This window comes from Bradyrhizobium sp. CCBAU 53338 (assembly GCF_015291665.1).
Classification (GTDB): domain Bacteria; phylum Pseudomonadota; class Alphaproteobacteria; order Rhizobiales; family Xanthobacteraceae; genus Bradyrhizobium.
Genome location: NZ_CP030048.1, coordinates 2,051,878 through 2,071,029 on the forward strand (window position 1 = coordinate 2,051,878; position 19,152 = coordinate 2,071,029).

The 19,152-nt window shown below is 62.5% G+C and carries 15 protein-coding genes and 4 pseudogenes; 8 read left to right on the forward strand and 11 right to left on the reverse strand.

Translation table 11 applies throughout. From position 1 onward, the window contains the following. Positions 1–177: 177 nt before the first annotated feature. The 3 genes and pseudogenes from XH90_RS09605 to XH90_RS09615 all read left to right on the forward strand — a co-directional run. Positions 178–783, forward strand: a pseudogene (locus XH90_RS09605) (IS110 family transposase); the annotation flags it as partial. 640 nt (positions 784–1,423) lie between these two features. Then, on the forward strand, positions 1,424–2,425 hold the full coding sequence (locus XH90_RS09610) for an ornithine cyclodeaminase family protein (protein ID WP_194480779.1): 1,002 nt from the start codon (positions 1,424–1,426) through the stop codon (positions 2,423–2,425). Beyond that, positions 2,422–3,255: a phosphate/phosphite/phosphonate ABC transporter substrate-binding protein gene (locus tag XH90_RS09615; RefSeq protein ID WP_194480781.1), complete on the forward strand. Its 834-nt coding sequence runs from the start codon at positions 2,422–2,424 to the stop codon at positions 3,253–3,255. Before XH90_RS09610 ends, XH90_RS09615 begins: the two co-directional genes overlap by 4 nt. A 9-nt stretch (positions 3,256–3,264) precedes the next feature. Here XH90_RS09615 and XH90_RS09620 read toward each other — a convergent pair whose 3' ends face one another. The 4 genes from XH90_RS09620 to XH90_RS09635 all read right to left on the reverse strand — a co-directional run bounded on the left by XH90_RS09620 (position 3,265) and on the right by XH90_RS09635 (position 6,489). Next, entirely contained in the window at positions 3,265–4,305 is a 1,041-nt protein-coding gene (locus XH90_RS09620) for an ABC transporter substrate-binding protein (RefSeq protein WP_194480783.1), read from the reverse strand. 18 nt (positions 4,306–4,323) lie between these two features. Beyond that, positions 4,324–5,172, reverse strand: coding sequence for an ABC transporter permease (locus tag XH90_RS09625; RefSeq protein ID WP_194480785.1), 849 nt, complete (start codon positions 5,170–5,172; stop codon positions 4,324–4,326). Then, positions 5,169–5,984, reverse strand: coding sequence for an ABC transporter ATP-binding protein (locus XH90_RS09630; RefSeq protein ID WP_194480787.1), 816 nt, complete (start codon positions 5,982–5,984; stop codon positions 5,169–5,171). The genes XH90_RS09625 and XH90_RS09630 overlap by 4 nt, the downstream gene beginning before the upstream one ends. A 187-nt stretch (positions 5,985–6,171) precedes the next feature. After that, positions 6,172–6,489 carry a hypothetical protein gene (locus XH90_RS09635; protein WP_194480789.1) on the reverse strand — a complete coding sequence of 106 codons (318 nt, stop codon included), beginning with the start codon at positions 6,487–6,489 and terminating at the stop codon, positions 6,172–6,174. 395 nt (positions 6,490–6,884) lie between these two features. Here XH90_RS09635 and XH90_RS09640 point away from each other — a divergent pair. Continuing rightward, a pseudogene (locus tag XH90_RS09640) lies at positions 6,885–7,631 on the forward strand (IS256 family transposase); the annotation flags it as partial. Positions 7,632–7,696: 65 nt separating this feature from the next. On the opposite strand, the gene XH90_RS09645 reads toward XH90_RS09640, so the two are convergent. Beyond that, positions 7,697–9,070: a transposase gene (locus XH90_RS09645; protein WP_371748332.1), complete on the reverse strand. Its 1,374-nt coding sequence runs from the start codon at positions 9,068–9,070 to the stop codon at positions 7,697–7,699. A 72-nt stretch (positions 9,071–9,142) separates the two neighbouring features. Between XH90_RS09645 and XH90_RS09650 the strand changes: the two are divergent. The 4 genes and pseudogenes from XH90_RS09650 to XH90_RS09665 all read left to right on the forward strand — a co-directional run. Further along, a pseudogene (locus XH90_RS09650) lies at positions 9,143–9,601 on the forward strand (transposase); the annotation flags it as partial. A 285-nt stretch (positions 9,602–9,886) separates the two neighbouring features. Then, a complete protein-coding gene (locus XH90_RS09655; protein ID WP_194480790.1) occupies positions 9,887–11,329 on the forward strand; it encodes a sulfatase-like hydrolase/transferase in 1,443 nt (480 codons plus the stop codon). 41 nt (positions 11,330–11,370) lie between these two features. Beyond that, positions 11,371–12,654 carry an MFS transporter gene (locus XH90_RS09660; protein WP_194480793.1) on the forward strand — a complete coding sequence of 428 codons (1,284 nt, stop codon included), beginning with the start codon at positions 11,371–11,373 and terminating at the stop codon, positions 12,652–12,654. Positions 12,655–12,696: 42 nt separating this feature from the next. Beyond that, a complete protein-coding gene (locus tag XH90_RS09665) occupies positions 12,697–13,572 on the forward strand; it encodes a LysR family transcriptional regulator (protein WP_194480795.1) in 876 nt (291 codons plus the stop codon). Positions 13,573–13,923: 351 nt separating this feature from the next. Here the strand turns inward: XH90_RS09665 and XH90_RS09670 are convergent, their stop codons facing one another. From XH90_RS09670 to XH90_RS09690, 6 genes and pseudogenes are all read right to left on the reverse strand, one after another. After that, positions 13,924–14,466 (reverse strand): cytochrome b, encoded by a 543-nt coding sequence (locus XH90_RS09670; RefSeq protein WP_194480797.1) that lies wholly within the window; start codon positions 14,464–14,466, stop codon positions 13,924–13,926. Between the two features lie 191 nt (positions 14,467–14,657). Further along, the gene (locus XH90_RS38855; protein WP_246755748.1) at positions 14,658–15,371 is read right to left on the reverse strand and encodes an ABC transporter permease; all 714 of its coding nucleotides are present in this window, start codon (positions 15,369–15,371) and stop codon (positions 14,658–14,660) included. Further along, the gene (locus XH90_RS38860; RefSeq protein ID WP_371748333.1) at positions 15,358–15,900 is read right to left on the reverse strand and encodes an ABC transporter permease; all 543 of its coding nucleotides are present in this window, start codon (positions 15,898–15,900) and stop codon (positions 15,358–15,360) included. Before XH90_RS38860 ends, XH90_RS38855 begins: the two co-directional genes overlap by 14 nt. Before the next feature lie 117 nt (positions 15,901–16,017). Then, positions 16,018–16,390: pseudogene (locus XH90_RS38865) on the reverse strand (transposase); the annotation flags it as partial. Between the two features lie 241 nt (positions 16,391–16,631). Beyond that, positions 16,632–17,594: a DUF4432 family protein gene (locus XH90_RS09685; RefSeq protein ID WP_194480799.1), complete on the reverse strand. Its 963-nt coding sequence runs from the start codon at positions 17,592–17,594 to the stop codon at positions 16,632–16,634. Further along, on the reverse strand, positions 17,594–19,129 hold the full coding sequence (locus XH90_RS09690) for a sulfatase (protein WP_194480800.1): 1,536 nt from the start codon (positions 19,127–19,129) through the stop codon (positions 17,594–17,596). Before XH90_RS09690 ends, XH90_RS09685 begins: the two co-directional genes overlap by 1 nt. Between the last annotated feature and the right edge of the window lie 23 nt (positions 19,130–19,152).

The following is a 19,152-nucleotide window of genomic DNA, read 5'->3' on the forward strand; positions in this document are numbered from 1 at the left end:
TGCAAGCCGTTGATTTTTCTCCATCTGTGGCGGAGTCCTAATCAGCGGTTCGGTCGGATTTGCTTTAGGCATCAATTCGTCACTTGAGCCCTGAGCTTTGTAAAGCCGTATGGTCCCGAGTGCCGATCCGAGCAGATAAACCTGCCTAGTTAGAATGGATCTCTCCGTCGGGATGTCGAGAACCAAGTCCGCAGTCTGATCAAAGAAAGTGGGTTGCTATTCCGCCGCGCCATCGGCCAACAGTTCCGCAACTTAGTCCGCGAGCTGTTGAGCGAGGGCCATCACCTCCTCGCCGTGATCGAGCCGCTCCTGTCGATTCATGAGCATATCTGCCAGCAGCAGAGCAAATTTGACGACGAGGTCCGCCGATTGGCGAAGTCGGACAAGACGACGCGTCGCCTGATGACGGTTCCTGGTGTCGGCGTGGTGACCGCCTTGACCTTCCGCCATACGATCGATGATCCATCGCGCTTCCGATCGGCCTCGACGGTTGGCGCATATCTCGGCCTCACACCTCGGCGCAACCAATCAGGTGAAACTGACACCAGTGGCAAGATATCCCGATGGGGAGACCGGCTGCTGCGAACATACCTGTACGAGGCAGCGACCGTACTTCTCTATCGAACCAAAAAATGGTCTTCTCTCAAAGCTTGGGGAGTGAAACTCGCGAAGCGGGTCGGCATGAAAAAGGCAAAGGTTGCCATTGCCCGCAAGATTGCTGTGATCCTCCACTGCATCTGGGTCGTCGGCACGTCGTTCGACTGGGGCCACGCGCCGGCCTGACCTTATCTTCCAAGAACCTGGCCCGGTCCGCCGGGCTGGCGATGTCCCGCTGGGACGGTGGTCGTGGTGACCTCGGTCAATCGGCTGGTGGCGGCTCGTCCGCACTCCGTTGCACACGATGAGGCACCCGATCCGGACATCATCATGAGGCGCTCGCGACCTCGGAAAGGACCATGACCCCGGCGATGGGCAATTGATCACATTGGGATTTGGAGGGGATAGCTAATCGATCCATCACTACCGAGCGGGCTATCGATCTATCAGCCGCGCTCGCCCCGTCTACGCAACCCCGACCCGCTCCGACGGGTCGAGCGCTACCGTCTTGCCGAGTGTCTTGAAAAAGAGAATTGACATCAATCCGCAATTAAAGGGCCGATTGACACCGCTTCATCGTCAAACGCCCCATTTACCTCTACAAAAGGTGCGCGCACGAGGCGTTCCGGGCTGGCCGTCGACAACAGAACAAGCGCCGCAATAGGCAGATTCCGGCCCCATTTGCAGCGCGACGCGCAGCACCCGCACGCGGGTCGTTCGCCTCGGGTCCGGCCGGCCTTGCCGAGTGGGCGGGTTTGCAAATCCGCCAGATTGACACGCCCTGTGGCACCCCTAATGTATAGACATATTATCGGGAGCCAGCGCAATGCCGCCGATCTACATTTCCTATCTGAACCGCCTCGACATCGAGGAATTGAAGATCACAGACGAAGAGATCCTCACAGCGATCGAGACAAGCCTAGCGGCACAAGGCCGCGGCAACACCGTCATCGAACCGCGCGTTCATCTGGAGCCTGGCGCCGCCAACGGGCACTTCAACGTGCTGCGCGGCGCGATCAAGGCGCCGATCGACCGGGCCGGCATCAAAGTCGTCGGCGACTTCGTGGACAACTACAAGCAGGGCCTGCATTCCGAGCTGGGCATCCTGGCGCTGTTCGATCCCTCCAACGGCGCGCCGAAGGCGATCATGGACGCCAGCGGCATTACCGACATGCGCACCGGCGCGGTGACGGCGATCGGCGCAAAATACCTCGCCCGCAAGAATTCGAAGGTGCTCGGCCATATCGGCGCACGCGGCACCGCCTACTGGAACGTGCGGCTGCTCGATCATCTCTTCGATTTCGACGAGATCCGGGTGCATTCGCGCCGCGAGGAAAGCCGCAACAGCTTTGCCGAAAAGCTCAGCCAGGATCTTGGCAAGAAGGTCGTCGCGACCGAGGATTGGCGATCCTGCCTCCAGGGCGCCGATATCGTTGTGGAGGCCTCGCGCCTCGACAAGCCGACGCCGATGCTCAAAACTGAATGGATCAAGAAGGGCGCTTTTGTTGTGCCCTACGGCACGATGAGCGCGATCGAACTCTCGCTGACCGACATCATGAGCAAGCTCGTGGTCGACGACTGGGGGCAGTGCAAGGGCGGAAAATTCGGCAGCCTCCGCGCCCATGTCGAAGCCGGCAAACTGTCGGAGACAACGCTTCACGCCGAACTCGGCCAGATCGTTGCCGGGCTGAAGCCGGGACGGCAGAGCGATGACGAGACCAATCTGCTCTGGCATCGCGGATTGTCGCTCTCTGATATCGCCCTCGGCCATGCCATGCTTGAAAAGGCCGAGCGGATCGGCATCGGCCAGCGCCTGCGCTTTGCATGACCGGCCGGCCGCCAGCGCCGCGATGCGTCGCCAATGCGCGGATGTATTCGCCGGCGCCAGGGGCAGCCGCGGCATGGAAGGAGCTATTCGCGTGGCTCGCGCGCGAGAGCCGCATTGATCTCGACGTGATCGATCACGCGTTCCCGCTCGCGCTCTCCGATCTCTGGGCGCGCAAGGATCTCGGCGCAGCCTTCATGTGCGGATTTCCATTCATGCTCGCAGGCGCTCGTCCACGGCCGGTTGCGGCGCCTGTTCCATGTGGCGCGCTCTATGGCGGGAAGCCGGTCTATGCGACCCGGCTTATCGTCGGCGCAAAAACGCGCTTTCAATCGCTTGAGGACACGTTCGGCGGCCGGCTTGGCTACACAGTCCCCGACTCGCATTCCGGCTACAATGCGCTGCGCCACCATCTACTGCCGTACTTCAGGCAACACGGAGCAAAGCTTTACCGCCAGAGCGTCGGGCCGCTGACGACGCCGCGCCGGGTGATCGAGGCGCTTTTGGCCGGCGACATCGACGTCGGGCCGCTCGACAGCTACGCGTTGGACCTGATGCTGCGCCACGATCCGGCGCTCGCTTCGCAGATCCGCGTGGTCGCAACGACCGATCTTGCGCCGATTCCGTTCCTGGTCGCGGCGGCTGATTGTCCCGACGAGATCATCACCAGATTGCGGGCGACGCTTCTGTCGTTCGCCGCAGCGCCAGCTTGCGCGCCCCTGGGCGATCAGCTCTGTCTCGACGCCTTTGCGCCGGTGGACGTAGCCGTCTACGATCTCATCCTGCGATGGGACGCCGATGCGCGCGCGGCCGGTTACGCGCGGCCCTGCTGATCTGCGTCCTTACTTCGCCTTCTCGCCGTCGACGAAGACGTTGGTCCACAGGTCGTCCTTGGTCGCAGCGGCGTCGAAATCCTTGCCGAAATTGTTGCCGACTTCCTTGTTGAAGGTCAACGCGTTCTTCATGCCGTCGACGTCGATCTTGCCGAGATCGGCGACGCCGTTGCTCATGCTCTTGACTGCCGAGGCGATCGCCTGCGGATCGGCCTTGGCGAAGAACTGCTTCTGGATCGCGTCGGCCGTCTCGGCGGGCTTGTCCATCACGGCTTTGCTGGCCGCCTGCATCGCCGCCACCGTCTTCGTGATGAGGTCCGACGTCGTCGGGCTGATCGGCTTCTTCACAACCAGCACGAGGTAGGGCTGTTTGCCGAGCGGCGGAAATTCATCGCCCATCGCAACGAGAACGACGCCGCTCCCCGCTTTCTCCGAGAGAAAGCCTTCGGGCGGCGACAGCACGTAGGCATCGATGCGCTTGGCTTCGAGCGCCGCCTGGATCGCGACGGGATTGCCGATCTGCGCCACCTTGATGTCGTTTTTCGGATCCAGGCCGCCCTGCCCGGCGAGCCAGCGCGCCGCGGCTTCCTGGGCGCCGGCCAGAGCTGTGGCGCCGAACGTCGCGCCCTTCAGCGCAGCGAGGCGCTTCTGCATTGGGTCGGTCGGCTTCACGCCGGTCCGTTCAAGGAAATCCTTGGAAACGACAAGCTGCAGCGTCACCTTCGACATCAAAGAGTACACGATCTCGAAAGGCTGGCCCTTCGCGGCCGCGCGCAACATCGAATCCGGGCCGACTGCGGCCATATCGATATCGCCGGCGTCGAGCGCGGCGAGCGCGGAGGCATCGCCGCCTGGCAAGGCAGCGACCGTGGCGGTGAGGCCTTGCGGCTTGAAGGTGTCGAGCGCACGTCCCGACCAGATCGGCAGGAAGCTCAGCGTCGGTGCACCCAGGCCGATCTTCACGGCTTGCTGGGCTTCGGCCAGACCGGGCAACAATGTGAGCGCCGCAGTAAGTGTGGCGATCTTCGCCCAATTCATCGTCACGCGCATTGCACCATCCTCTTCGGTTTAGGCATCGATTGGGCCGGAGCCCGAAAATGTTCGCCAGCGAAGCAATCGCCGCTCGATGGCGCCGGCGATCAAATTGGCGATCGTCACAAAGCCGAGCAGGATCACGATCCCGGCGAAGACGCCGGCAGGATCGTAGGTCGAGGACGCCTCATGGATGAATAGACCTAGCCCCTGGATCGAGGACGTGAACTCTCCGACGATCACGCCGATGACGCTGTACGGAATTGCAAGCCGCATACCGAGCATGACAAAGGGCGCCGCGGCAGGCAGGAACACGTGATAGGTCAACTGACGCTGATTGGCGCCCATCACCAACGTGAGATTGACGAGCTCGCGATCGACACTGCGGACCCCGGCGAACACGTTGTAGAAGACCAGGAAGAACACCATGATCGAGGCAAGCGCGACCTTCGATCCGATGCCGATCCCGAACCAGATGATAAAGAGCGGCGCCAGGGCGATCTTGGGGATGCCGTAGAAGGCCATCACGTAGGGCTCGAAGATTCGCGCCAGCCGGGGCGAGCGGCCGAGCGCATAGCCCGCGAACACGCCGCCGGCGACGCCGATGATATAGCCGAGTACGAGCTCTTGTCCGGTGACCCACAGGTGCGGGTAGATCTCTCCGGAGGCAAACAGCTCGTACAGCCGTGCGATCACCGCTGTCGGCTTGCTGACATAGATCTCTTTGATTAGTCGGCCCGAGGCCCATTGCCAGAAGATCAGCAGCGCCAGACCCGGCAACAGCTTGACCGCCACCTGCAACGCTTTCGAGCCAATCGCAGCCATTCCGTTCGACGCAGCCGACGACGGGTAGGCAACATCATCGATTGCCTTTTGCTCGTTCAATGGATCTGTCCGGTTTGAATTTGCGAGCGGAATTCGGTCCAGACCGCGTCATAGGCGACGTCGAAGCCCGGGTTCTTGAACGGTTCGAACATGTTGCGCGGCCGCGGTAGATCGATCGGGATGTTGGCCAGCAGCTTCGACGGCCGCTGGCTCAGCACGACGATATTGTCGGCAAGTAGCACGGCTTCGGTGATGTCATGCGTGACGAAAATGACGGTGGCGCCGGCCTCCATCGACAACGTCTGCAGGTCGCTCTGCATCACCATGCGCGTTTGGGCATCGAGCGCGCCGAACGGCTCGTCCATCAGGATGACGTCGGGTCGATAGACCAACGTGCGCGCGATCGATCCGCGCTTTTGCATGCCGCCGGAGAGCTGTCTGGGAAAATGCTGCTCGAAACCGGACAAGCCAACCGAGCGAAGAACGTCGGCGACGCGCTTCTGCCGCTCGGGCGCGGAAATGCCGCGCAACACGAGCGGCAATTCGACGTTCTCGAAAAGCGTCTTCCAAGGCAGCAATTGCGCTTGCTGCGGCACAAAGCCAACCTCGGTATTGACCGACGCCACCTTGTGCCCGCGATGATGCACCGACCCGCGCGTCGGAAAGAGGAGGCCAGCAGCCATGTGCAGCAGCGTGCTCTTCCCGCAGCCGCTGGGCCCAATCACTGCGATGAACCTGCCGCGATCAGCCTCGAAGCTGATCCCGTCCAGCACTCGCACTGGCGTGCGCTGCCCCGGCGACGGGAAGTCCTGTCCTATGCCGTCGAACACCAGCACGCGATCGTCCATGCCGTTCAACCCTCGGTCTGACATGTATATACATATTCCAAGCCATCGAAATGAGCAAGCCGAGTGACGTGGCGAGGTTTTGGGCATTTGGTCGAGAGCAGACGCCATTTGCATCGTGCGACCAAATCTGTTGCACGTTAAATCTCGTTTGAAATGCGTCGTACGACGGGAGCAGGATGGAACGTTCGCCCTTGAGTGGACGGCCGCCCCCTTAATTGGTTTGTTCGCCGGCCTTGAGGGCGTGTTTCTGTCGCGCCTCGAACAGCTCAAGCTGCAGCTGCGCTATCTTCAACTTGGCTTCGGCGACCTGACGTCTATCCGCTGGCCAACCCAGCACTATGGTCGAGGCAGTGCCGGTTGCGGAAACCACAAACGTTGCGAGCGAAACCCAGCCTGCCATGACGGCATAGAAGATCAGACGTTTGTCCTCAGGCGCCAGCGACGGCCCTTGCGGGCCTTTCCTCGCAATCCAGAACGCGATACGACCACCGCCGCGGGCGACAGGCACGCGAAGGTTCAGGAAGTTCATCGCTTCATAGCGGCGTCGGTGAAAGCAGCCGATTCAGCTTCGAAGCGAACTGACGTCGACGATCGGCCCCTGGTAAGCGGGCATCCTTTGGGCCTCAAGTTATGCCACGAGTCAGTCTGCAAAGGCTGGTGCCGCCGATCTTTGCCGGCTGGTGCGCGGGTATATTAGTCGATGACCGACGTAGCGGATATCGTTCGCGCGTTCTGCTGGTGGAGCAGCCAATGGCCCGCCCGGCCAGGGTCGTGTCCCCGAGGGTGGTGTAGCTGGGTAGAGCAAAGCCGCCCGGACGCGCGCCCCCAAATAGCGCCGTAGCGGGCGGGCGGCTTTGCGGTGGTCACCGGCAGTTCTCCGGTAGGATCGGGTTGCGACACGCCAACGCAACCGAGGAACCACCGATGACCGACGACATGATGAACCTGCGCACGCTCGTGGAGAAGACCCCTGATGCCGATCTCTTGCGCGAAATGATTGGCTTTGCTGCCCAGCGCCTGATGGAGCTGGAAGTCGAAAGCCGGACCGGGGCGGCTTACGGCGAGAAGAACCCCGAGCGTCTGGCCCAGCGCAACGGTTACCGCGACCGGATCTGGGAGACCCGGGCCGGCACGGTCGAGCTGCGGATTCCCAAGCTGCGCAAGGGCTCCTATTTCCCGGGCTTCCTGGAGCCGCGCCGCATGGCCGAGAAGGCGCTCACCGCCGTGATGCAGGAAGCCTATGTGCAGGGCGTTTCGACCCGATCGGTCGACGATCTAGTGCAGGCCATGGGCATGAGCGGCATCTCCAAGAGCCAGGTCAGCCGGCTCTGCGCCGAGATCGACGACAAGGTGAAGGCCTTCCTCGGCCGCCCGATCGAGGGCGACTGGCCGTATCTGTGGATCGACGCCACCTATGTGAAGGTGCGCCAAAATGGGCGGATCGTCTCGGTCGCAGTGATCATCGCGGTCGGCGTCAACGGCGACGGCCGGCGCGAGGTGCTCGGCATGGACGTCGGCCCGTCGGAAGCCGAGACGTTCTGGACCGCGTTCCTGCGCAAGCTCGCCCGCCGCGGCCTGCGTGGTGTCAAGCTGGTCGTCTCCGACGCCCACGAGGGCATCAAGGCCACCGTGACCAAGGTGCTCAACGCCAGCTGGCAGCGTTGCCGCGTGGGGCTGTTGTATAAGTGGTTCACGGGTCCGCTCAATGCAGCAACCGGCCCATTGATGCCTTCACATCAAATCCGGCACGCGTCGCGATGCGGGACCGCGACGCGTCGAAGAAAGACGATCAAGCACAAAAGAAGCGCATCAAAAGCGGCTGCCAGCCGCTTAAGGTTGATGGCGGCGGCCGTCAGGTAAGCCTGGATCTTCATGTTCGGTAGACCACGCCGTATGGCGCGCGCCAGCCCATGCCAGGTCTTGGCTTCGCCATGGAAGCCCTCTGAACGCCAGCGATGGCGCTGATAGAGCCGTCGATCCTGCCAGCTCCATCGCTCGCGACGGCGGCGGGCGCGGAGTAGTGCAGGATAATCGTTACCCACAACAACTGCCTTATTAACTCGCCCCTTCGATAGGCAGTCACCCTTGAGTGGACACCGGGAGCAATCCTTCGCCTTCGAGTAAAAGAAACGCCCGTGCTTGATGGGTCGCGCGGGGCGTAAGATACGTCCTCGCGGGCACTTCAGGATGTCGTGCTTGGCGTCGTACCGGAAGCGTCTGAGCGGTACGCGACTCTTGATTGGTTCGGCTTTAGCTGGGATCAGGGCATCGATGCCGCGCCGTTCAAGAGCGCCGCAGACTTTAGCGTAGGCATAGCCAGCATCGGCAGTGACCGTTTTGATTTCAACGCCTGTAATCGCTTCAACCTCATCGACTTGCGGCTCGATCATCTCGCCTTCGTTCGTTTGTCCAGTTGTGACCGCGACATCCAGAATGACGCCGACCTTGTCGTCGACGGCCGTGTGCTGCTTGTAAGAGGGCTCCAGCCGCCGGTTGCGGGCATTCGTGGCCATCGTTGCATCGGGATCGGTCGTGCAGATCTTCTTATACTTGCCACTCTGTCGGCCCGTTCTCTCAACCTCGCTTTCATCCTCGCTTTGATTTTCGCTCAGTACATCCATCACATGCTGCTCGGTGAGGCTGTCCCAACTCACGTTGGCGCGGATCAGGGACGCATCGATGTGGACCACCTCCGCTGTGGCGATCTTGGCCTTCAGGCAGGCCTCGACCGTGCGCTTGAAGATCCTACGGAACCGCTCTTCGCCCCAGCGCTGGCGAATGCGCGTGAGGCTGGAATGGTGCGGCAATTGCTCATGCAGGCCATAACCGACAAACCAGCGGATCGCGATGTTGACCTGAGCTTCACGCATCAGCTTGCGATCGTGCACGATGCCGGTGAGCAGACCGGCGAGCATCAGCCGTACCGCCGCTTCGGGATCGATGCCGGGCCGTCCGTCATTCGCGCAGTAACAGTCGGTGACCTCTTCCCTTAGCCACGACAGGTCGAGCACACGATCGACCCGCGCCAGCACGTGTTCATCTGGGACGAGTTGTTCGAGCGAGCCAGTGATGAAGAGCTCAAGTTGATCCCGCTCCTTGCGCCCCAGCATCTCGTTTGCTCCGCCGATCGCGAATCGCCGACGAGAATGGAATCAGTCAATTCAGACTTTTTCAACGATCCCCGCGTCCACTTCATGCGCAACGCGCTGGCACATGCCGGCAAGAGCGGCCGGCGCGTGGTCTCCGCCTTCATCGCCACCGCGTTTGCCCAGGACGATGCCGAGGCCGTGCGAACCCAATGGCGCAAGGTCGCCGATCAGCTCCGCCCCAAGCTGCCGAAGCTGGCCTGCTTCCTCGACGAGGCCGAGACCGACGTGCTCGCCTACATGACGTTCCCGCCGCAGCATCGGGCCAAGTTGCACTCCACCAACCCGATCGAGCGCCTTAACGGTGAGATCAAGCGGCGGACCGAGGTGGTCGGCATCTTCGCCAACGAGGATGCCATCGTCCGCCTCATCGGAGCGATCCTGCTCGAACAGAACGATGAGTGGGCGGTCCAGCGCGCCCGCTACATGACGCTGGAAACCATCGCGCCGTTAAGCGATGATCCAACCGTCAGCCTTCCGGCTATCGCCAGCTGACCGGCCCGGCTCCCGCCGGCGAACGCGGTGACCCGCCGCCAGTTACACCATGCTGGGGGACACGATCCCGGCCAGTTCGTGCTCGGCCAGGGGCAGGGATTCCAGGGGCGCGCCTAACCTCCGCGGCTATCGCAATCGCCAGATATTGAACTCGCCATAGACGGCGGCTATGACCCTTGCGAAGTTTTGTCGGTACCTCCCTTCGGCCTGCTCTGGCACTCTCGCTTCAACAAACTGCCCTTAAGCCTGTCAAGGCGCGCGGCAGAAAAGATAGGGAGGACCGACTTGAAGGCCCAGAATCTGCTCATTCTGATGTCCGACGAGCACAACGCCAGCATGCTCGGCTGTGCCGGACATCCGCTCGCCAAGACGCCGAATCTCGATGCGCTGGCAGCGCGCGGCACGCGTTTCGTCGATGCCTATACGAGCTGCCCGATCTGCGTGCCGGCCCGCGCCAGTTTCGCCACCGGCCGTTACATCCACGACATCGAATATTGGGACAACTCGATCGCCTATGACGGACGGGTGCCGAGCTGGGGCCACAAGCTCCAGGCGGCCGGCGTGCGCGTCGAATCCGTCGGCAAGCTGCACTACCGGCTCGAGGAGGATCCGACCGGCTTCGACAAGCAGCATATCCCGATGCACATCACCGGCGGCGTCGGCATGATCCAGCTGTCGATCCGCAAGCAGTTCCCCGATTTCGTGCCGCCGCCACGCAAGCGCTCGGCGATTGCCGAAGCGGCCAGCGTCGGCGAGAGCGAGTACACCCAATATGACCGCCGCGTCGCTGACATCGCCACGCAATGGCTGCACGAGGCTGCCGGATCGCAACAGCCCTGGGCGCTGTTCGTCTCCTTCGTGACACCGCACTATCCGCTGGTGGCACCGAAAGAATTCTTCGACCTCTACCCGATCGAGGACATGCCGGATCCGACCTACGGCCCGAGCTCCGGCTATCAGCCGCATCCCTGGCTCGCGGACCTGTTGTCGGGCGGCGCGCCCAATCCACAGGACCAGCGCCGCGCGCTCGCGGCCTATCTCGGTCTCGTCAGCTTCATGGACGCGCAGGTCGGCCGCGTGCTCGGCGCACTCGATGCGGCGGGACTGCGCGAGACCACGCGCATCCTCTACACGTCGGACCACGGCGAGAACGCCGGCAAGCGCGGCTTCTGGGGCAAATCCAACCACTATCAGGAAGCGGTCGCGATCCCCATGATCGTCGCCGGCGAAGGCATACCCGCGGGCAAGCTCTCCTCGACCCCGGTCTCGCTGGTCGATGCCTATCCCACCGTGCTCGACGGCGTCGGCCTTTCCGCTGACGGCGACGACGTCCCCGGCCAGTCGCTGTTCAGCCTCGCCAACGAAGGCGATGATCGCGACCGCATCGCCTTCAGCGAATATCACGCCGCTGGTTCGCCGTCGGCGTCCTACATGCTGCGCAAAGGCCGGTTCAAATACATCTACTACGTCCGCTTCGAGCCTGAGCTGTTCGATCTGGAAAACGACCCGGAGGAAAGCAACAATCTCGCCGCGCGGCCGGAATATGCCGCGACGGTGAAAGCGCTCGATGCGCAATTGCGCGCGATCGTGAACCCCGAGGAAGAAGACCGCCACGCCAACGAGGCGCAGCGCCTGTTGATCGAGAGCAAGGGCGGACCGGAGCAGGTCATGGCGAACCTGCCGACCAAGAAGCTCTACACGCCCGTGCCGACCGGGTTGATCTCATGAGCGAGACCCCAGCCTCCAGCATCGATCGACGGCCCCCAACGATGGCTTCATCCCGGCCTTCGCAGGACACGGCATTCTTCGCCATCCGCCTCGCGAAAAACCGCTGGGCCCGTATCCTAGGCGTCGCCTTCACGATGTATCTGCTCGCCTTCGTCGATCGCACCAATCTGTCGATGGCTGCGCCCTTTGTCAGGGACGAACTCGGTTTCACGCCTGCCGGACTCGGGTTCGCCAACGGCCTGTTCTTCTGGGGTTACATCCTCCTGCAAATCCCGGCGGGACGGCTGGCCTCGACCTGGAGCCCCAAGCGGGTGCTGCTGTGTCAGATGCTGCTCTGGAGCTTCATCTCGCTCACGATGGCGCTCGTGCAGACGCCGTTCGAGCTCGCGCTCAACCGCTTCGCACTGGGCCTAGCTGAAGGAGGCGTGCTGACTTGCACGCTGGTGCTGATCAGGAACTGGTTCACGAAGGCGGAGCGAGCCCGCGCCAATGCGCTCTTCCTGCTCACCTTCCCGATCGCGCCCATGATCGCGGGTCCGATCTCGGGACTGATCCTGACCTATTCGCATTGGCGCTGGATGTTCGTGATCGAAGCCATTCCGGGCCTCGTCTGGGCGCTGGTCTGGTGGTGGGCGATCGAGGATCGCCCGGGCAATGCCGAATGGCTGCCGCCGCGCGAGCGCGCCGAGCTGACAGGCAGGCTGGCGGCGGAGGCGGAACAGACCACTGCAACGATCTCCGGCCACTGGCTCTCCACGCTCTGGCATCCGAGCATGCTGCTGCTCGCGCTCTATAATTTCCTGGCGTTGATGGCCGAATGGGGTGTGAACTTCTGGTTCCCGACCGTGCTGAAGGAAACCGGACTTTCGATCGGACTGGTTGGGCTGCTCGCCTCGGTGCCTTCCGTGCTCGGGATCGTCACGATGCTGGCGGTGGCCATAAGCTCGGATCGGCGGCGCGAGCGCAAATGGCACATGATCGCGGCAACTGCCGCCGCAGGCGTGCCGCTGATCGTCCTCCAGTTCACCGGCGGCGGGACCTGGGCCACGGTGATCTGCCTTTCGATCGGCATCGGCGCATTCCTCGGCCGCTTCGGCCCGTTCTGGACCCTGCCCGGCGAAGTGCTGCCGGCGAGCGTGGCCGGCGTCGGCATCGGCCTGATCAATGGCCTCGGCAATCTCGGCGGCACGGTCGGCCCGTGGTTCTTCGGCGTTGCGAAGACCCAGACCGGCAGCTTCTCGCTGGCGCTGGCCGCCGGCGGCGTCTCCCTGCTGCTTAGCGCGGCGATCGCGGTGCTGATCAGGGTGCCGGACGCGCGCAAATAATGCCATCTCGTTGCGACCGCACGCATCTGCTATGGTCGCTTCATGGATTTGCGTCACCTCGAACAGATCGTCGCGATCTGCCGCGCGGGCAGCTTCAGCGGCGCGGCCAAGGCGCTGGGCATCGCCCAGCCCACCCTGAGCAAGAGCATCGGCCGTCTCGAAGCCAAGCTCGGCATTCAGCTGTTCGAGCGGACCAACACCAGCGCCCGCCCGACCTCCTATGGCCAGTTCGTCGCCGATCATGCCTCGACGCTGTTGCAGAGCGTCGGCACGCTCGGACACGAGCTCGAGCAGATGGCAAGAGGCGAAGCCGGCATGCTGAAGATCGGCGTCGGTCCCGCCACCAGGCTGCATCCGTTACCGAAGGTCATGCAGAAGGCGGCACAGGCATTTCCTCGTCTTCAGTTCGTCACGCGCTACGCCGGGCCGAACCTGATGATGCGGGCGTTGCGGGCCGGCACGTTCGATCTGGTGTTCTGCAATCATCAACTGGCGACACCGCAGGACGGCTTCATCCGCATCAAGGTGTTCGAGGATCGTTACATTGTCGTGGCACGTCCCGGCCACCCAGCGCTGAAGGCCGCGCCGCTATCGGCTGCCGAATTCACGCGCCTGCCGCTCGCGAGCGCCGGCCTTACGCCGGACTTCAGGGCTTGGCTCGGCATGATCGCCGATGCGCAGAAACGCAGCCTCGAGGCTTTTCTTTCCGATGACTACGATCTCATCAAGCGAATGGCGGTGGAGACCGACCATATCGCGCGCGGTCCGCGCTTCGTGTTCGAACGCGAGCTTGAGCGCGGAGATCTGGTCGAGGTGGGCCTGATCTCGGATTTTCAATATGAATGCTGGATGCTGACGACCGCAGCGACATGGCGCTCGCCCATTGTCAAGGCCATCGCCAAATTCGCCAAGGAGTGAACGGCGAACATCGCCACAGCAACATGGATTGCGTCGCGATGCCTCTGACGTGCACAAATTCTGCGCAGCGAGAGGAGCCCTCCCTTCGATCCGCCTACTGCTTCTGTCCACCTTCAGGCATCCGCGGCCCACCATAAGAATTCGCTATGGCGGCGGAGGACCGTCGTGCTTCCCCTTTCATCGCATGCAAATCTATTTTTTACCGTCGGCCGCAGCAACACTTCTCAAGAGAATGACCGCGGAAATGGCGGAAATTGGCGGACGCCTCATTGGGTACGGCCACTTCTGGCGTAAGCCGGTCGTCGAGCCGGCTAATCTAGGAGCGACCGCTCGTCGCGGCAGGAAGGGGAATTACAGGCTCATGCGGTCAAGCAGACGGTCGCGCCAGACGTACTGATGGACGAGCGCCGCCAAGGCGTGCAGGAAAGCGACAAGAACTGTCAAATTGGCCGCGAGCTCGTGCCATTCATTGATGTCGCGCCGGGTCGCGGCGTTCCCTGTCCCGAACTGCGGCACGGACCAGATTCCGAACAGATCGAAGCCTCGATACGAGGCATCGATGATGCCAAGTACAACGACCGCTCCGAGCAGGATGTACAGCAGGTAATGCGTAGCTCCTGCAATTGCATGAAGAATTCCGGTGTCGGCAGGCGGCAGAGCGAGCCCGAAATGCGCGCGCCAGGCGACACGCGTCAGAAGGACGAGCCCAGTGGCAAGTCCGAGTATCACGTGGATAGACCACAGGCCGGTCCGAAATGGGCCGCGCGGCACCCAATCGGCCGTCTGACCAATTACCCACAGGGCGGCGATGAGCCCAACGGTCGCCCAGTGGAGCCAAATCGTCGTCAGATCGTAACGCGGAGCTTGTGGTTCACGAGGGTTCTGGATCAGCATCGCTCTTCTCCATGCCGTTCCTCATGCGTGCGAGTGATCCTCCAGAGCGGACCCGCATCATTTCTAACCAAACTGATCCGACGACCTACTGATTTAGATCAACCGGCGTGCCAAGGGCCTCCGATTTATTCGCCCGCAGTCCGCCCCTCCGCTTTACTCGTAGTGCTTCGATTGGGTTGAGACGGGCGGCCTTACGGGCAGGATAATATCCGAAGAAGATTCCAACGGCGGCCCGCGAAGGCGAAGCCCACCAGCACGGCCGACAGCGATATCACCGCAGGCCATCCGAACAAAGGCGGCAACGGCAGCGAGAAGACCAGGCCGGTCAGAATCCCGGCAATTCCGCCGCTGACGCTGAGAAACACCGCCTCCGCCAGGAATTGCAGCAGGACGTGGATACCGCGGGCACCGAGCGCCATGCGCAGACCGATTTCGCGGGTGCGCTCGGTCACGGACACGAGCAGGATGTTCATGATACCGATGCCGCCGACCAGGAGGGAGATCGAGGCAACGGCAGCGAGCAGGATCGCCATCGTCCGGCTGCTGCCCTGAGCGGTCTCCGCGATCTGGCTGAGATTGCGCACCGAGAAGTCGTTGGGCTGGCCGGGCCGGATGTTGTGGCGCCTGGTCAGGATGTGCGTGACCTCGGCGACTGCTTCCGGCAGATTGTCCTGGCTGGTAGCCTGGACATAGATCTGATTGACCAAGCCGGCCAGTCGCCGCTGCAGATTGTACGGATTTGGGTTCGGCGGATAGACCCAGTTGAGGGGATTCTGGCTCTGCCATGGCGCAGCGACGCCGAGGATCTTCCGCTCGGCCCTGGTGAACGGCACCATCACGATGTCGTCCTGGTCTTGGCCATAAGCCGTCTGTCCCTTTGAAGCGAGAAGACTAATGACTCGCACGGGGGTGCTCTTCAATGGCGCCCACTGAACTCTGGTCGACGTTGAACAGCTGTCTCGCAGCCGATTGTCCGATCACGGCCACAAGCGCGGAGGAGCGCACTTCGTCGCGGCTGATGCCGCGGCCCTCGGCGATGCGCCAGTTGGTGATCGGCGGATAGTTGGCACTGACCCCCTGGATGATCGTCGTCCAGTTGCGGTTCATGTACTGAATCTGCCCGCCCTGGCGGATCAGGTAACTTACGCTGCTGACATTGGCTGATTCCCGCCGGATGGCGGCAACGTCGGCGGTGGTCAGTGTTGAAGCGCTGCCGAAGCCGCCTCGTGCCCCGCCAAGACGTGTTGCGCCGGGCACCACGACGAACAGGTTGGTGCCAAGACTTTCGATCTGTTGGCGAACTACCTCGTTGGCTCCTTGGCCGATCGCCACCATGGTGATCAGAGCAGCGACGCCGATGAACACGCCGAGCATCGTCAGCACGGATCTCGTCATATTGCGCGCCAGCGCCTGGATCGCCGCGGCCCAGACCATCCTGGCGAATCCCAGCACAGTGGGGAAGGGTGCTGCCGCTCCGTCGTTCGACAAGGGTGGCACAGGCGGGGAGGTCGCGGGAACTTCGTCGCGGCCGGCCCGTTTTAGGCGCTCGTCGGCGCGGTAACGGACCATCTTCCGATCCGCGCCCACGATCGAGCGGGCCCGCCGTTCCGACAGGCTCATGACGGCCTGTAGGTGTGCGACAGCAGTGTGGCGGCCGGCCCTACCATTTTTTTGAGAGGAACTCGCGAAGGGCGGCTGCATCGAGCATCTGCTCGGTAAGCAGCTTCTTCAGCTTCGCGTTCTCCTCCTCCAGGGCCCTCAGCCGCTTAGCCTCGGAGACATCCATTCCGCCGAATTTGGCCTTCCAGTTGTAGATCGTCGCTTCGGAGATCCCGTGCTTGCGAGCCAGATCGGCCGTCTGCGCCCCGGCTTCATGCTCCTTCACCACGAAAATCTGCTCTTCCGTAGACCTTGCTCGCTTCATCTGTCCGTCCTTCTTCAGGCCGGACTCTAACCCTTGTGAAGAAAATACTCAGTGGCAGGTCAAGGTCAGCCGGAGATTTGCTGGCAGGTCGATCCCTGGCCTTTGGTGAACAAGATTGAGGTCTGAATTAAGCCAGCGCAGCTGAGGTCCAGAAGCTCGTTTGTGTCTGGCGTTTCGGTTTCTATGAACGGGCAGTGAATCCAGCTAACCGCGTCTTGGCCCCCAACATCGTGGGAGCAGCTCAAAGCAAGCACTCTCGTTGGGATTTCATCTCAAACTCGATGTCCAAGGAGTAGGCGCGACTCTCGCCTGGCATGAGCACCGCTTCGGTTCCATTCACCTTGGCGCTTGTGCAGGGTTCGATCGCAAGCACACAAGCATGTGGCCGCAAATCGTGCCAAAGCTGAAGATGTGGAAGGGTGCTGGCATCGAATGTGATGGCGATCTCTAGCGTCATGTCGTTGTCCAACGGTGTTGCCAGTTTGCAAGTCGCGGAGGTGCCTTCATCGCCAGCGGGAAAGCTGACGGACTCCGACAATAACGAGACATCAGGCAGTGCCTTGACCTCCAGCAGACGCCGCGAGCCAAGGGTCACGGATGATCCCGGCGCGAGAGCGGGGTAGCCAAAATTGAAGTGATAAAGGCTCGCTTGCGGCGTGGGATCGTTTGAAAGGTTGGTCACCTCGTCGCGAATTCGCAAGAGGTTGCCGCCAATTGGCGCCTCAAGCCGGCGCCTGACGCGCAACGCTTCGCCGCCAAACCGAAACTGCATGACCTCGCCCTGGCAGAACAGCACGGGCTCAGACCGGTTCCAGTCTTCGCCCTGGGCGGTCACACGCGCCGGCGTGAACGGCAGCCGGCCGTGCATAGGATGACCAGGAATGGGTTGTCGAAAATGGTCGAGGCCACACGTGACGAGGAATCCGGAATTGGTGCGGCTGTAGCCGCGCCCGTCTTCTTCCTCCGGATGGTGCAGATGCGGGCTGCGGAAACCGGCCATGCTCTGCCAGGCCACCGGCATGCCCCTCCACCACAGCGGTCCGATGTCGAGCGACCGGTCGGCGAGCGCCCAGAAATCGAGGCCACCACCGTTGGAGAAGGCGAGCGCGGCCACACCGCGCTCCACGCCGTCATCGAGCACGACGCGCCGGACGCTCGCGAACTGCCTGAGATCGCCGACCTTGGCGCGCAGCTCCGCGGCCATCACGATACCTCGCGTTGGGCTGCCGGTCCCGGCAAGTCGAGCCTGCCGAAAGCTTCGGGCGGCGCCTCGTTGGCCGCCATCAGACGCGCCATCAGCGCGACAAGGCGCGCCTCTTGTGCTCCGTTCTTCACGGGCTGCTGCTGGCCTGGATCCTTCGCAAGATCATACAGCCGCGTGTCGTTCTCGAGCAGCGCGCCCGGGCCGTAATTGAGATACATTGGCGAGCGCTCGATCACGGGGACCTTGAGCAGCTTTGCGCCCTTGGTGAATGGGAAGCCGTCCGACAGCGATGCGCCAGCGAGTTCCTCCGGCAGGAAGGGCGAGCGGATGTGCGTCGGCATCACCGTGTACTGGAAGATCTCCTGCGTCTTCAGATCGGCGGGAAAGCGATGATAAGTATAGTGGCCATCGGTGATGTTCACGGCGCCGCCGAAATACCCGAACAGCGCCGCCTCCCGTAACGGCTGGGCGGAACGCGCAGCCTTCAGGATCGAGTGCCCCTCCATCTCGGGCGGCGGCGCCACGTCGAAGAGATCGAGGAATGTCGGCGCAAGATCGATGGACTGGGTGAGGACTCCGCTTCGCGCGCCGGGTTGCGGGCGCCGCGGATCGTGCACGAACAATGGAATGTGCACGATCTCTTCGTAAAGGTTCATGCGGTTCTTGGCCCAGAAATCGTGCTCGCCGAGCAGGAACCCGTGGTCGGTGGTGACGACGAGGGCGGTATCCTTCCACATGTCGCGGCGGTCGAAATCGTCGAGCAACTGCCCGAGCAGGAAGTCGCACATCGACACCACGGCGTAATAGTTTGCGCGCAATTCCTCGCATTCGGCCGGGAGCTCGTCGACCCGGCCATAGCGCGGCCAGTCGCGGATCGGACCATTCCAGCCGCTGTCGAACGGCGCCTTGAACCGGGCCGGCGCGTGGAACGGCTCATGCGGATCGAAGGTCTCGAGCTGGAGCAACCAGTTGTCGGCGTCGTAATTGCGGTCGAGGAAGTCGAAGGCGTGCGCGAAGCACTGCACCGACGGAAAGTCCTTCTCCTCCTTGATGAACTCGCGGTTGATGATGTTCTGCGAGTGGTACTTGCGCCGGTCGGTGGTGAACTGGCGCGCGTGATACATCTCGCGCAGCCGCTCCCAATGCGGCTGCACCATCGCCTTCCAGGGATCGCCTTCCTGGCCGCGCACGAACTCATAACTGTCGTAGCGATTGTGATAGGTCGCGCCGCCGTCCTCCCAATAATGGAAGTGATCGGTGATGAGGTGACTATAGATGCCGGCGTGATGCAAGAGCTCCGGCATCGCATTGTCGAACGGCTCGAGCGGGCCCCAGCTTCGGTGCAGGAAGCTGAGCCGGCCGGTGAGGAGATCGCGCCGCGCCGGCATGCAAGGCAGGCTGCCGACATAATGGCGATCGAAGGTCAGCGTCTTCGCGGCGAGGCGATCGAAGTTCGGTGTCGGAATTCGCTTGCCGCCATAGGCGCCGAGCAGATGGCGGTTGAGGGAATCAAAGAGAACGAAGACCGTCTTCATGGCATTTCCTTCGTTGGTCGCGT